A 12,273-nucleotide genomic window follows, 5' to 3' on the forward strand; every position below is an offset into this window, starting at 1 on the left:
TCTGCACCCCGACGGACTCTGCGTCGGCGCTCCACCATCCTCATCGTGATCGCGGCGGTCTACGAGCACCTGTTCGAGGGGTGCGCGGCCGACAGGTCGACCTCCGCCTCGCACCAGGCCAGCAACTCCGGATCGTGCGTCGCCACGACGACCGCGCCACCGCATTGCCGGATGAGGTCCAGACCGTCTCGCACCCGGCCGGCGCTGACGTCGTCGAGCGACGCTGTCGGCTCGTCCGCCAGCACGACCCTCGGCTGTTGGGCCAAGACCCGCGCGACCGCGACGCGTTGCTGCTCGCCGCCGCTGAGCAGTCCGGCGCGCTTCCGTTGCTGGCCGCCGAGCCCGATGACCTCGAGCGCAGCGGCGATCCGCAGGTCGAGTTCTCGGCGGGTGAGCCCTCGAGGGTTGACGACGCGGAGGTTCTGCTCGACCGACCATTCGGGAACCACCGCGTGGTCTTGCATGACGAAGCCGATGACGTCCCGGCGCAGACGGCGCTGTTGCGGGCTTCCGGCGGCATGGATGTCGGCCCCGAGGACGTGCACGCTCCCCCGGGTCGGCCGCTCCAGCCCGCCGAGGCACCGCAGCAGGGTCGTCTTGCCCTGCCCGGAGACGCCGCGAACGGCGATCGCGGCCGAGGGCTCGGCAGTGATGGTGAGTTCGTTCCAGAGCGTCCGCGAGCTGATGTCGTGCCCGAGCCCGGAAGCGCGGAGTACGGCTTGTTCCTTCATCGCTGGTCCTCTCCTCGGTGTGCAGTGACGGCGAGCAACGCCGTGAGCAACGCCGCGGTGGCCAGCGCCACGGCGATCGGGATGACGGTGGCGACCGTCAGCACGACTCCGGCCCTGGGGCCGAGCAGCGCCTGGGTCACCGCTGTGGCACCACCGGCGCTCACGGCAGCGGCGACGACGAACCGCCAGTGGTGCACGATCGGATGTCTTCCGGTCAGGAACCGCAGCCTGGCCGCTCGTCGAGTGCGAACACGGTGATCGGTGACGAGCGTGATTCCCGCGAAGACGACGGCGATCCCGGTGACCATCAGTGCGGCCTCCGCGATCACTCGCTCGCCACGCACCGCTGCGAGCTGGCCTTCCACCGTCGCTCCCACGCGTCGGTACTGCAGGACGACGTCGTCGAGGCCGGCACGGTGGACGGCACGTTCGAGCGCTGCCCGGTCGCTGAAGCGGACTTCGCCGTTCGCGACCGCTGTTCCGAGGCGGTTCGGCGCGATGTCCGTCGGATCGGGAACCACCAGCACCGGTACTTCGGGCCACGTCGGCAGGTCGGGCTCCACCGCCGACGTCCAGTCGAGGACGGAGCGGGCGATCGACGCAGTCGACGGCACCACGACCGTGTGGATGATCGGTTCATGCGGAGGATCTGTGCCCTGCACGTCCCAGCTCTCCGCGAGGTCTGCCGCGGTTGCTGCCCGGAGCGCGTCCCGACTCGCGCTGAGCGCGCTCGGGACGAGCAGCACCGGCGCGCCGTGCCCTTCGACGATCTGGTCCCTGTACTGATCGAGCGCGGAGGTCGCCTCGCCAGCCACGGTGAAGTAGTCGACGAACGACACTCGCGCCATGCTCGCCGTTCCGTCCAGCAGTGGGCCGAGCGCGATCCGGCCGAACGCGACGTCTTGGTCGTACTCGGTGGGGCGTGTCCCGAGGACGAGATCATCGCCGTGTGACGCCTCGCGGACGAGCGTTCGTTCCAGCGACTCGGACGTCGTCCGCCGCTGTGACGCCCAGTCCAGATCGACCGTGCCGATGACGACCAGGGCGATGCCGGCTGCTGCCACGACGACCATCGGCCACCGGGCGACGGCCGCGGAGCCGAGCGTCCGACACGTCAGGACCGCGAGGGTGGCGTGGACCACCACGAGCACGACGGCTGTGGGAGCCATGACGGCGATGAGCTCGATCGTCGTGAACCGCAGGAGCGGCCCGGTCGCATCGTGTCCGACGAGGACCGCGCCGATGCATCCGACGACGAGGGCGGAGACCACGCCGACGAGCCCCGCGATCTCCTGGGCCTCTCGTGCTGCCACGGCTCGGCGCGACCACCCCGAAGTCATACGCAGCCGCTGCCGCGCCGCACGTCGGCGCGACTCCGCGACGAGCGCGACGAGGACCCCGAGAGCGACGGCGAGCAACGCGGCGGACCGCTCCGGTTGCTCGAGCGACGCGGCGAGCGCCTCGAGGGGGTGGGGCGTGACGTCCTCGTACCGGTACCCGGCTCGATCGAGCCCATCGAGGAAATCCGTGACGGCAGGCGCAGGACCGCCGACCGAGTACATCGCGATCAGACGGAGTTCGCCGCCGTCGCCGATCGGCGCTGTGGAGACACTGCCGCGGAACACCGGCGAACTCGGCGTCCCGATGAAGGTGTAGGCGTTCCAGGTGTCAGCGCGTCCTCCGCGATCGGGAACGAGCACTGCCAGCGCCACATCGCTCTCCTGGGCCAAGTGCCGAAGGGTCGCGGTGTGCTCCGCTCCGGTCTGCGTGGCCGGCATGTCGGTGAGCTCGATGGTGGTCCCTGCGCCGAGGAGCCCGAGCGCTTCGACGTTGCCGACCACACCGACCACGAACATCCCCGCGGCGAGGACCGCGGCCGCCACCGCGAGCACGGTGGCGGCCGCGAAGCTCCTCATCCGCGGGTGGCCCAGAATGCCTGGTTCCCCGAGACCGCCTTCTTCCGGTGCGCGTAGGCGACCTTCGTCGGCGGAACCCAGTCGGAGCCGGACGAGACGCCGTACGACAAGGACCCGATGACGTTCTTCCGCATGGTCAAGTCCCTCTCTGTCCGCGGCCGACCCCCGGCCACGAGGGAACGGTATCGACCAGAACGCAGTATCGGAAGTTCTGCATATCCCGAATTTGGCAACCGCATCCTCCGATCGGAGGACCCCACCTCCACCCGCTCCCCCGATCCCCCAGTGCCCACCCACACGCCAGGCTGAACCCATGCCCGACACCCCCGCCATCGAGGTCCAGCACCTCACCAAGCGCTACGCCACCGGCCACACCGCCGTGTCCGACCTCTCCCTCACCATCGCCCGCGGCGAGACCGTCGCCCTGCTCGGCCCGAACGGCGCCGGCAAGTCGACGACGGTGGAGGTCCTCGAGGGCTTCCGCTCCCGCACCTCCGGCGACGTGCGTGTCCTCGGCACCGACCCCGCACGCGCCACCCGCGCGCACAAGGCCCGGGTCGGCATCGTCCTGCAGACCAGCGCCGAGGCGCCGAACGTCACGGTCGCTGAGCAGCTCACGCACTTCGGCACCTTCTACCCCCGCTCCCGCAGCACCGAGGAGCTCCTCGCCGCCACCGGCCTGGAGGCGCAGCGCAACACCCGGATCAGCCGCCTGTCCGGTGGGCAGCGGCGTCGCGTCGACGTGGCCCTCGGTGTGATCGGGTACCCGGAGGTGCTGTTCCTCGACGAGCCGACGACGGGTTTCGACCCGGAGGCCCGGCGTCAGTTCTGGGACCTGGTCAACGGCATCAAGCGCGAGGGCACGACGATCCTGCTGACGACGCACTACCTGGACGAGGCGGCGCACCTGGCGGACCGAGCGGCGGTGATCGCGAACGGTGAGCTCCGCGCGCTGGCCCCGATCGACGAGCTCGGCGGCCGAGAGGCGCGCACGCCTCGGGTCCGCTGGCGCGACGACGACGGGCTCCGGCACGAGGAACGCACGACCGACCCGCAGGCCCTGGTCCGCGGCACGGTCACGCCGATGCACGACCTGGAGGTCATCCGCCCGTCCCTCGAGGACGTCTACCTCGAGATGGTGGGGGCCGACGCATGAGCACCAGCACCGCTCGCATGAGCACCAGCACCGCCGGCACCAGCGCTGCACGCATCGCCGCCGCTCGCATCCGGTACGAGGTCCGTTCGTACTTCCGGGCCCCCGACTCCGTCTTCTTCACGTTCCTGTTCCCCGTCGTCATGCTGGCGCTGTTCTCGGTCGCCTTCGCGAGCGCCGCCGCCATCAAGGCCGGTCCCACGAGCGTCGACTACGCCACCTACTACCTGCCCGGCCTCGTCGCGACGGGCATCCTGCTCTCCGGCGTGCAGGCGCTCGGTGTCGACATCGCCGGCGAGCGCAGCGACGGCACCCTGAAGCGTCTCGGCGGGACACCGCTCCCCGTGATGTCGTACTTCGTCGGCAAGATCGGGATGGTCCTGGTGACCACGCTGGTGCAGACGGCGATCCTGCTGGCCGTGGCGAGCCTCCTGTTCGGGGTGACACTCCCGACGGACCCGGGTCGCTGGGGCACGTTCGCCGGCGTGTTCGTCCTGGGCATCGCGACGAGCAGCGTGCTCGGCATCGCCATCTCGGCCCTGCCCCGCGAGGGTCGCCGCGCCACCGCGACGATCGTCCCGATCGTGCTGGTGCTGCAGTTCGTCTCCGGCGTCTACCTGCCCTTCATGCAGCTGCCGACGTGGTTGCAGGACGTCGCGTCCGCCTTCCCCCTGCGATGGATGGCGTCCGGCATGCGGTCAGTGTTCCTGCCCGGCACGTTCGAGGCGGGTGAGCCGGGAGGCTCGTGGCACCTCGGTCTCGGAGCGCTCGTCCTGGCAGGGTGGCTGGTCCTCGGCCTGGTGGCGTGCCGCCTGACGTTCCGCTGGAACCGCGAGGACGGCTGACGCCGATGTCGCCTCGTGGAGGACGGCCTGTGGAGAACTCCCGGATCGACGGGAGGAGGTGGGAGGCTGTCGGTATGCCAGCAGCAGACGTCACGACCACCCCGACGTGGGTGCGCAACCGGTGGTTGCACGTGTTCTTCGCTGCCACGATGGCGCTGACGCTCGCGGTCGCCGTGCTCGGGTGGTCGCCGTGGTCCAGCCGCTGGCCGGCGTACCTGATGATCGCCGTCCTGGTCGTCGCGTACCTGGCCTACGGACGTCGTGGCTACGACGAACCGCGGGCAGCTGCCGGCTTCCTGCCACTCGTGCTCGTTGCCGCCGTGGTCCTGCCCGCGGTCGCCCCGAGCACCGCGTTCGTGCAGTGCATCCTGTTCCCGCTGGTGTGGTGCCAGTCCGAGCGCATCCGGTCGGGGGTCCTGCTCACCATCGCCGTCGGCGTGCTGAGCGCGGTGGGCCTGATGGTGTCGGGCGGCCCGGACGCCCTGGTGTCGACGCTCCTGATCGAGGGCATCAGTGTCATCGGGTCCTGCGCGATGGGCGGCTGGATCTCGAGTGTCGCCGCGCTGTCGGAAGAACGCCGGCAACTCGTGGAGGACCTCCGCGCCGCGCAGCAGTCCCTCGCCGACGCGAACCGTGCTGCGGGCATCGCCAGCGAACGGGAGCGCCTGGCCCGCGAGATCCACGACACCGTGGCGCAGAACCTCGCCGGCATCGTGATGCTCACCGAGCGTGCCCGGAACGACCTGGCCGACGATCGCCCCGACGCCCTCGACGAGCGGTTGACCGTGCTCGAGGAGTCCGCCCGCGCAGCTCTTGAAGAGTCCCGCGTGCTCGTCGCCGCGGGGTCGGCCGGCACGACGCGCGACAGTCTGGCCGGGGCACTCCACCGCCTCGGCGAGCGCCACACCCGCGAGACCGGCACCCCGGTGACGGTGACCGCTGCGGACGGCACCCTCGACCGTGACGCCCAGGTGGTCCTGCTCCGGGTCGCACAAGAGGCCCTGTCGAACGTCCGCGCCCACGCTGCTTCGGCCGGGGTGACGGTCACGCTGCTGCACGAGCCGGACCGGACGGTGCTGCGGATCGCCGACGACGGTGTCGGCTTCGACCCGGCGGTGCCGACCGGTGGGCACGGCCTGCGCGGACTGCGTGAGCGGCTCGCCCTCGCGGGTGGGACCTGCGTCATCGCCAGCACCCCCGGCAGCGGGACGACGGTGACGGCCGCGCTGCCCGCCGTCGCGCCGACGCCTGCCGGAGCCGCACCGAGCCTCCCGGCCCGACCGCACGCAGCCGCACCCGCACCCGCAACCACCCCGGTGGTGTCCCGATGATCCGCGTCGTGGTGGCCGACGACCACCCGATCGTCCGTTCCGGCATCGTCGCCCTGCTGCAGGCGGCGGACGACATCCAGGTCGTCGGGCAGGCGGCCGACGGCGCCGCGGCGGTGTCGATCGTGCTGGCAGAGCGGCCGGACGTCGTGCTGATGGATCTGCGGATGCCGGTGCTCGACGGTGACGCGGCGACGGCGGAGATCCTCGCCACCGCGCCCGAGGTCCGCGTGCTGATCCTCACGACGTACGAGTCCGACGACCAGATCCTCGCCGCCATCGAGGCCGGAGCCACCGGCTACTTGCTCAAGGCTGCCCCGGAGTCCGAGATCCTCGCCGGAGTCCGGGCGACCGCTCGTGGTGAGACGGCCCTCGCTCCCTCGGCGGCTGCGGCGCTGGTCCGACGAGCGGTGGGGACGACACCCGCCGGGCCGTCGCTGACCCCGCGCGAACTCGAGGTCCTGCGTCTCGTCGCCCAGGGCAACAGCAACCCGGGGATCGGCCGCGTGCTGTTCCTCAGCGAGACGACCGTGAAGACCCACCTCGGGCACGTGTTCGAGAAGCTCGGCGTGAACGACCGCACCCGTGCCGTGACCCGCGCGATGGAGCTGGGCCTGCTCGCCTGACCCCGCGCAGTTCAGCGGCTGGGAGCTGCACGGGCCGCGACCGGCTGCCCGCTCGTCTCGCTTACCACCCGACCGCGAGCGCCAGCCCCACGGCCATCGGCAGCGAGGCCGCGAGCACGACACCCACCACGATCGCAGCGATCCGGAGCCGGCGGATCCCCTGCTGCCCCACCCACACGAGCAGCATGATCGCCGTGAAGTACACCGGCACGATCAGCAGCAGCGGCAGGAAGCCGAGCCCGGTCCACGGCACGAGCGCCCCGGACAACACCTCGTACACCGTGCACGCGGCGGCGATCACGAGCCCGACCCGGACGCGGGTCGGGCTCCGTTCCGCAGTCGTGGGCGCTCCCGCAGTCGTGGGCGCTTCCTGGTCAGCCATCCCCGGGCCCTCCGGCAAGGCAGGTGGTCTCCACGGTGACCAGACTGGCCCCCTCCGACACGCTGATGGTGCTCTCCGACAACCAGCCGTCACCGACCAGTCGGACGGCGGAGCCCCACAGGTCGACCTTCCGCATCCCCGCGTTGCGGAGCACGTCCTGTGCGGCAGCGGTCCGACGGTCCACCTCCGCCGTCGACAACCTGCGCGCCGAAGCATCGGCATCCGGCTGTGCCTCGTCGTCGGGCTCGGGTGCGTCGTCCCACTGCCACGTGTACGCGGTCCCCCGCTGCAGGTTCGACAGCGCACACGCACGCGTGTACGGGTTCGCTTCGCCCTCGCTGACGTCGGCACCGAGGGCCCGGACGACTCGCTCACCCACCGCCGACAGTTCCTGCTCCGCCTGCGCTGGCGTGCGCTTCGTCTCGAGCGCTGTGAGGGGCTGCGCACGACGGTGGACGTCGTCCGCCCACTCGACAGCGAGCACCACGGTGGCCGTTCCGACAGTTCCGACCCCGAGGATCGCGAAGACGAGGCACGCCACCGGACCGACCAGGGTGACGGAGCGGTCGCGTCTCCGGCGGAGAAGCAGCAGGACCGCTCCGGCGAGGGGCGTCCCCGCGCAGATCAACGTGATGATCGCGTCGCCGACCGTCTGCGCCGCCAGCGACGGCCGGGTCGCCTCCGACCGGAGGGCCGCGTCGAACGCGAGGAACAACCACACGATCCACCCGACGGGCAGGAGCAAGCCGCTCAGCACGATCCACCCGATGCCGTTGTCCCGCTCCGGCGGCGACCACGCGATGTCCTCGTCCATGTTCCCCCTGTCCCCGGCACCACCGTACCGACCGCCAGCCGGGAGGCACGTGACCGGCCCGCCACGTGCCTCCCGTCCCTCACGCGACCGGCAGCCGGAGAACCGCCGGGACACGACGAGCCGGGGAGTCCGCACTTCGGAGGACACGACTCGCGGGCGCGTCACTGCTCGGTCCACAGCATGACCGAACCGCCCCGACCCGCCTACGCTCGAAGAGATGCCCGCACCACGTACGATCCTCGACCCCACTGCCACGAGCGACGGGTTCATCCGCGTCCGCGGCGCCCGCGAGAACAACCTCCGCGACGTCGACGTCGACATCCCCCGCGACCGGATCGTCGCCTTCACGGGGATCTCCGGCTCGGGCAAGTCGTCGCTGGCGTTCGGCACGGTGTTCGCCGAGGCGCAGCGCCGCTTCCTCGAGTCCGTCGCCCCCTACGCCCGTCGTCTCATCGCGCAGGGATCGACCCCGCACGTCGAGTCGATCACGGGCCTCCCGCCGGCCGTGGCCCTGCAGCAGCGCCGCGGTGCCCCGAGTTCCCGGTCGACGGTGGGGACGCTCACGACGCTGAGCAACTCGACCCGCATGCTCTACTCCCGCGCCGGCACGTACCCGGAGGGCGTCGAGCAGCTGTACTCGGACTCGTTCTCCCCGAACACCGTCGCCGGAGCGTGCCCACGCTGCCACGGCCTGGGTGTCGCGCACGAGGTGACCGAAGCCTCCGCGGTCCACGACCCGTCGTTGAGCATCCGCGACGGCGCGATCACGGCGTGGCCGGGCGCGTGGCAGGGCAAGAACCTGCGCGACGTGACGGCGGGTCTCGGCTACGACATCGAGCGGCCGTGGCGCGAGCTGCCGCAGTCGGAGCGTGACTGGCTGCTGTTCACCGAGGAGCAGCCGGTCGTCCAAGTGCAGCCGAAGCGCGACCGGGTCGCGAAGCCGTACAAGGGCAAGTTCTGGAGCGCGCGGCAGTTCGTCCTGCACACCCTGGCCGACTCGCAGAGTGAGTCGCAGCGGAAGAAGGTCCTGCAGTTCGTCGAGTCGGGTCCGTGCACGCTGTGCGGAGGCTCGGGGCTGACGCGTGCGGCGCTCGCGGTGACGTTCGGTGGGATGACGATCGCCGACCTCAACGCCCTGCCGCTGTCCGGCGTCGCCGAGGTCCTCCGCCCCACGGCCGAGCTGACCGACGCTGCTGCCGCGACCTCGCGCACCACCTCGGGTGAGCGCACCGAGGTCGCCGTCGCCATCGCCCGCGACCTGCTGGGCCGGGTCGAGGTCCTCACCGGTCTCGGCCTCGGCTACCTGAGCCTCGACCGTGCGACGCCGACGCTCTCCCCCGGCGAGATGCAGCGCCTCCGCATCGCGACCCAGCTGCGAAGCGGCCTGTTCGGGGTCGTCTACGTCCTCGACGAGCCGAGCGCGGGCCTCCACCCCGCCGACGCCGAGCCGCTGATCCAGGTCCTGGAGGACCTCCGCGCCAGCGGCAACAGCGTCTTCGTCGTCGAGCACGACATGCGCATCGTCCGCCAGGCGGACTGGATCGTCGACGTCGGGCCCGGCGCCGGCACCGCGGGTGGCACCGTCCTCTACAGCGGTCCGGTCGACGGTCTCGCCGACGTCGAGGCGTCCGTCACGCGCCGGTTCCTGCAGCCGCGGGGAACCGACCGGGAGGCCCGCCCCACGCGCACGCCGATCGGCACCTTGGCACTGCGCGACGTCACCCGCCACAACCTCCGTGGGCTCGACGTCGACCTGCCGCTCGGGGTCCTCACCGCGGTCACCGGCGTCTCCGGCTCCGGCAAGTCCTCACTGGTCGGCGGGGTGCTGCCAGCCCTGGCGGTGGACCACCCGACGGTCAGCCGCGTGGTGGAGGTCGACCAGAAGCCGATCGGCCGGACGCCCCGGTCGAACCTCGCCACCTACACCGGCCTGTTCGACGCGGTGCGGACGGCGTTCGCGGCGACCGACGACGCGAAGGCCCGCGGATGGACGGCCGGCAGGTTCTCGTTCAACGTCGCCGGCGGCCGGTGCGAGGTCTGCCAGGGCGAGGGATCCGTCTCCGTGGAACTGCTGTTCCTGCCGGGGAGCTGGGCGCCGTGCCCCGAGTGCCACGGCTCCCGGTACAACGACGAGACGCTCGAGGTCCGCTGGAACGGCTCCACCATCGCGGACGTCCTCGGCATGACCGTCGACGAGGCCACCCCGTTCCTCGCCCCGATCCCCGCTGCCGCCCGCGCCCTCGAGGCCCTGGGCCAGGTCGGTCTCGGCTACCTGCGACTCGGGCAGCCCGCTCCGGAGCTCTCCGGTGGCGAGGCCCAGCGCATCAAGCTCGCCACCGAACTGCAGCGCGCCCGCTCCGGCCACACGCTCTACGTCCTCGACGAGCCGACGACGGGCCTGCACCCGGCGGACGTCGAGCGTCTGACGGAACAGCTGTCGCAGCTCACCGACGCGGGCAACACGGTCGTCGTCGTGGAGCACTCGATGTCCGTCGTCGCCGCAGCCGACCACGTCATCGACATGGGTCCGTCCGGTGGCGACGCCGGCGGACAGGTCGTCGCGGCCGGCACGCCGGCCGAGGTCGCGGCCTCCCCCGACAGCCGCACGGCCCCGTACCTGCGCGACGAACTCGGACTCTGACCGGACCACACACCGGACGGGAGGCGCGGCGCAGTCCCGCCCCGCGCCTCCCGTCCGAACCCGTCCACAGATCCACCGACCACGCGACGAGCGCCCTCGCGCCGGCGGTACCGTCCCGGCATGCAGCACTGGGAGGCCGACGAGGCCCGCAGCCGGCACATGGCGCGGTTCGGCCGACGGGACACCGCGCCTGAGCTCGCGCTCCGACGAGAGCTCCACGCCCGTGGGCGGCGGTTCTTCGTCGACCGTCGGCTCAGCGGGCGGACGAGGGCGCGTGCTGACCTGGTCTTCCCCCGTGCACGTGTGGCCGTCTTCGTCGACGGCTGCTTCTGGCACTGGTGCGAAGAACACGCGCACCTGCCGAAGGCCAACGCCGAGCTGTGGCGGGCGAAGCTGTTGGCGAACCGGCAGCGTGACGCCTCGCACGACGCCGTCCTCCGCAGCGAAGGCTGGGCCGTCATCCGGGTCTGGGAGCACGAGGACGTCGAGCGCGCGGCGGACCTCGTGGAAGTCGTGCTCGACCGGTGGACCCGCATCACGTCATGACGACCCGAACCGGCTCAACCCGCCGCTACGAACGCCGCTCGCGCCCGCGGCATTCTCCCCCGACGGACGGCCCGCAGGCTCGACCCGCGCGCCGATGACGGACGGGAGGCCCGGGACCAGTTGGTCCCGGGCCTCCCGTCCGTCACGTGGTGACGCCCGTCAGGCGCTGACGTCCGTCACATGGTGACGTCTGTCAGGCCGTGGCGTATGTCACCAGGTGAGGACGAAGCGCCCGCGGGTCCCGCCCGCTTCGAGTCGCTCGTGCGCCTCGGTGGCACGGGACGCCGGGAGCACCTCGGCCACGCGTGGGACGATCGTGCCGCCCTCGACCGCGTGGCGGAGGTGTTCGAGCTTCTCGAACGACCGGTACTCGTCGAAGACGAAGACCTGGGTGAAGCGGACGCCCTCGGCCCCGTTGCCCTTCCACCCCCGGACGTCGATGAACACCCCACCGTCGCGGAGGGCCGGCACGACGACGTCCCGCTGCACGGCGCAGTCGGCGAGGGCATCGACACCCTCGGGGACGATCGCCCGGACGGCCTCCGCGAACCCGTCGCCGCGCGGCACGACGTGGTCGGCACCGAGCGAGTGCACGAGTGCCTGGTCCTTCTCCGACGTGTCCGCGATGACGGTGATCCCCGCTGCCTTCGCGAGCTGCACGACGTAGTTGCCGAGCAGGCCCGCGGCACCGGTGACGGCGAGGGTCTGCCCGCGCTCGAGCCCGGCGAGTTCGAGCATCTGGATCGCGGTGAGCCCGTTCATGGGCACGGTGGACGCTTCCTCGATCGAGGTGTCACGCGGGATGCGGGTGAACGACCCGACCGGTGCGATGAGGTGTTCGACATAAGCACCGCCATGACCGGTCAGGGGCAGCGCCATCGCCATGACCTGGTCACCGACGGACCAGCCCTCGACGTCCGGCCCGACCTCGTCGATGACCCCGGCGGCGTCCATCCCGGGGACGTAGGGCGCGCTCTGTGCGCTCGAATCGCGCTCCCCCGCGCGAACACCGGTGTCCGTGGGGTTCACCGCGAACGCCTGCACCGCGATGCGGACCGAACCGCTGCCGGCGTGGACGCCCTCGATCTCGTGGACGGCGAGGGCTTCGGGCCCTCCGAACTGTGTGACTCCGACGACCTTCATGCATCCGGTCTACCGGGTACGCAGTGCCCGATACCCAGGCAGTACGGAACTGTGCCGGGGAATGCAGAAAAGCCCCTGACCGGTGGAGCGTGATGCTCCACCCGTCAGGGGCTTTCCATTGAAGAGAAGTCCGGCGGCGTCCTACTCT

12 protein-coding genes are annotated in these 12,273 nt (G+C 71.5%); 6 read left to right on the forward strand and 6 right to left on the reverse strand.

Translation table 11 applies throughout. From position 1 onward, the window contains the following. Window positions 1–59: 59 nt before the first annotated feature. Genes SOM35_RS14835 through SOM35_RS14845 form a run of 3 tightly spaced genes read right to left on the reverse strand, consistent with a single transcriptional unit; the run spans window position 60 to window position 2,781 of the window. Window positions 60–731: an ABC transporter ATP-binding protein gene (locus SOM35_RS14835; RefSeq protein WP_320515989.1), complete on the reverse strand. Its 672-nt coding sequence runs from the start codon at window positions 729–731 to the stop codon at window positions 60–62. Beyond that, a complete protein-coding gene (locus SOM35_RS14840; protein WP_320515990.1) occupies window positions 728–2,647 on the reverse strand; it encodes a hypothetical protein in 1,920 nt (639 codons plus the stop codon). The genes SOM35_RS14835 and SOM35_RS14840 overlap by 4 nt, the downstream gene beginning before the upstream one ends. Then, window positions 2,644–2,781 (reverse strand): hypothetical protein, encoded by a 138-nt coding sequence (locus SOM35_RS14845; protein ID WP_320515991.1) that lies wholly within the window; start codon window positions 2,779–2,781, stop codon window positions 2,644–2,646. The genes SOM35_RS14840 and SOM35_RS14845 overlap by 4 nt, the downstream gene beginning before the upstream one ends. A gap of 179 nt (window positions 2,782–2,960) precedes the next feature. Here SOM35_RS14845 and SOM35_RS14850 point away from each other — a divergent pair, with 179 nt between their 5' ends. The 4 genes from SOM35_RS14850 to SOM35_RS14865 all read left to right on the forward strand — a co-directional run bounded on the left by SOM35_RS14850 (window position 2,961) and on the right by SOM35_RS14865 (window position 6,599). Further along, window positions 2,961–3,803 (forward strand): ABC transporter ATP-binding protein, encoded by an 843-nt coding sequence (locus SOM35_RS14850; protein WP_253462443.1) that lies wholly within the window; start codon window positions 2,961–2,963, stop codon window positions 3,801–3,803. Window positions 3,804–3,820: 17 nt separating this feature from the next. Then, complete coding sequence (locus SOM35_RS14855; protein ID WP_320515992.1) at window positions 3,821–4,645, forward strand: ABC transporter permease; 825 nt, start codon at window positions 3,821–3,823, stop codon at window positions 4,643–4,645. A 74-nt stretch (window positions 4,646–4,719) separates the two neighbouring features. Continuing rightward, window positions 4,720–5,976 carry a sensor histidine kinase gene (locus SOM35_RS14860; protein WP_320515993.1) on the forward strand — a complete coding sequence of 419 codons (1,257 nt, stop codon included), beginning with the start codon at window positions 4,720–4,722 and terminating at the stop codon, window positions 5,974–5,976. Then, window positions 5,973–6,599 carry a response regulator transcription factor gene (locus SOM35_RS14865; RefSeq protein WP_204608271.1) on the forward strand — a complete coding sequence of 209 codons (627 nt, stop codon included), beginning with the start codon at window positions 5,973–5,975 and terminating at the stop codon, window positions 6,597–6,599. Before SOM35_RS14860 ends, SOM35_RS14865 begins: the two co-directional genes overlap by 4 nt. A 61-nt stretch (window positions 6,600–6,660) precedes the next feature. Here SOM35_RS14865 and SOM35_RS14870 read toward each other — a convergent pair whose 3' ends face one another. Both SOM35_RS14870 and SOM35_RS14875 read right to left on the reverse strand, forming a co-directional pair. Continuing rightward, window positions 6,661–6,981: a hypothetical protein gene (locus SOM35_RS14870; RefSeq protein WP_320515994.1), complete on the reverse strand. Its 321-nt coding sequence runs from the start codon at window positions 6,979–6,981 to the stop codon at window positions 6,661–6,663. Next, entirely contained in the window at window positions 6,974–7,795 is an 822-nt protein-coding gene (locus tag SOM35_RS14875; protein WP_253462432.1) for a hypothetical protein, read from the reverse strand. Before SOM35_RS14875 ends, SOM35_RS14870 begins: the two co-directional genes overlap by 8 nt. 217 nt (window positions 7,796–8,012) lie before the next feature. Here SOM35_RS14875 and SOM35_RS14880 point away from each other — a divergent pair, with 217 nt between their 5' ends. Together SOM35_RS14880 and SOM35_RS14885 are read left to right on the forward strand one after the other, a co-directional pair. After that, the gene (locus SOM35_RS14880; RefSeq protein ID WP_320515995.1) at window positions 8,013–10,436 is read left to right on the forward strand and encodes an excinuclease ABC subunit UvrA; all 2,424 of its coding nucleotides are present in this window, start codon (window positions 8,013–8,015) and stop codon (window positions 10,434–10,436) included. Between the two features lie 120 nt (window positions 10,437–10,556). Further along, complete coding sequence (locus tag SOM35_RS14885) at window positions 10,557–10,982, forward strand: very short patch repair endonuclease (RefSeq protein WP_320515996.1); 426 nt, start codon at window positions 10,557–10,559, stop codon at window positions 10,980–10,982. A gap of 210 nt (window positions 10,983–11,192) precedes the next feature. On the opposite strand, the gene SOM35_RS14890 is transcribed toward SOM35_RS14885, so the two are convergent. Further along, complete coding sequence (locus SOM35_RS14890; protein ID WP_320515997.1) at window positions 11,193–12,125, reverse strand: NADP-dependent oxidoreductase; 933 nt, start codon at window positions 12,123–12,125, stop codon at window positions 11,193–11,195. Window positions 12,126–12,273: the final 148 nt, after the last annotated feature.

Origin of the sequence: Curtobacterium sp. CFBP9011, assembly GCF_034045095.1 — a bacterium.
Taxonomy (GTDB): Bacteria; Actinomycetota; Actinomycetes; order Actinomycetales; family Microbacteriaceae; genus Curtobacterium.

What these genes read in the sequence shown, in the direction of transcription:
- SOM35_RS14875 (WP_253462432.1), bottom strand. Translation starts at nt 7,795, where the DNA reads ATGGACGAGGACATCGCGTGGTCGCCGCCGGAGCGGGACAACGGCATC.
- SOM35_RS14855 (WP_320515992.1), top strand. Translation starts at nt 3,821, where the DNA reads ATGAGCACCAGCACCGCCGGCACCAGCGCTGCACGCATCGCCGCCGCT.
- SOM35_RS14840 (WP_320515990.1), bottom strand. Translation starts at nt 2,647, where the DNA reads ATGAGGAGCTTCGCGGCCGCCACCGTGCTCGCGGTGGCGGCCGCGGTC.
- SOM35_RS14890 (WP_320515997.1), bottom strand. Translation starts at nt 12,125, where the DNA reads ATGAAGGTCGTCGGAGTCACACAGTTCGGAGGGCCCGAAGCCCTCGCC.
- SOM35_RS14835 (WP_320515989.1), bottom strand. Translation starts at nt 731, where the DNA reads ATGAAGGAACAAGCCGTACTCCGCGCTTCCGGGCTCGGGCACGACATC.
- SOM35_RS14860 (WP_320515993.1), top strand. Translation starts at nt 4,720, where the DNA reads ATGCCAGCAGCAGACGTCACGACCACCCCGACGTGGGTGCGCAACCGG.
- SOM35_RS14880 (WP_320515995.1), top strand. Translation starts at nt 8,013, where the DNA reads ATGCCCGCACCACGTACGATCCTCGACCCCACTGCCACGAGCGACGGG.
- SOM35_RS14865 (WP_204608271.1), top strand. Translation starts at nt 5,973, where the DNA reads ATGATCCGCGTCGTGGTGGCCGACGACCACCCGATCGTCCGTTCCGGC.
- SOM35_RS14870 (WP_320515994.1), bottom strand. Translation starts at nt 6,981, where the DNA reads ATGGCTGACCAGGAAGCGCCCACGACTGCGGGAGCGCCCACGACTGCG.
- SOM35_RS14845 (WP_320515991.1), bottom strand. Translation starts at nt 2,781, where the DNA reads ATGCGGAAGAACGTCATCGGGTCCTTGTCGTACGGCGTCTCGTCCGGC.
- SOM35_RS14850 (WP_253462443.1), top strand. Translation starts at nt 2,961, where the DNA reads ATGCCCGACACCCCCGCCATCGAGGTCCAGCACCTCACCAAGCGCTAC.
- SOM35_RS14885 (WP_320515996.1), top strand. Translation starts at nt 10,557, where the DNA reads ATGCAGCACTGGGAGGCCGACGAGGCCCGCAGCCGGCACATGGCGCGG.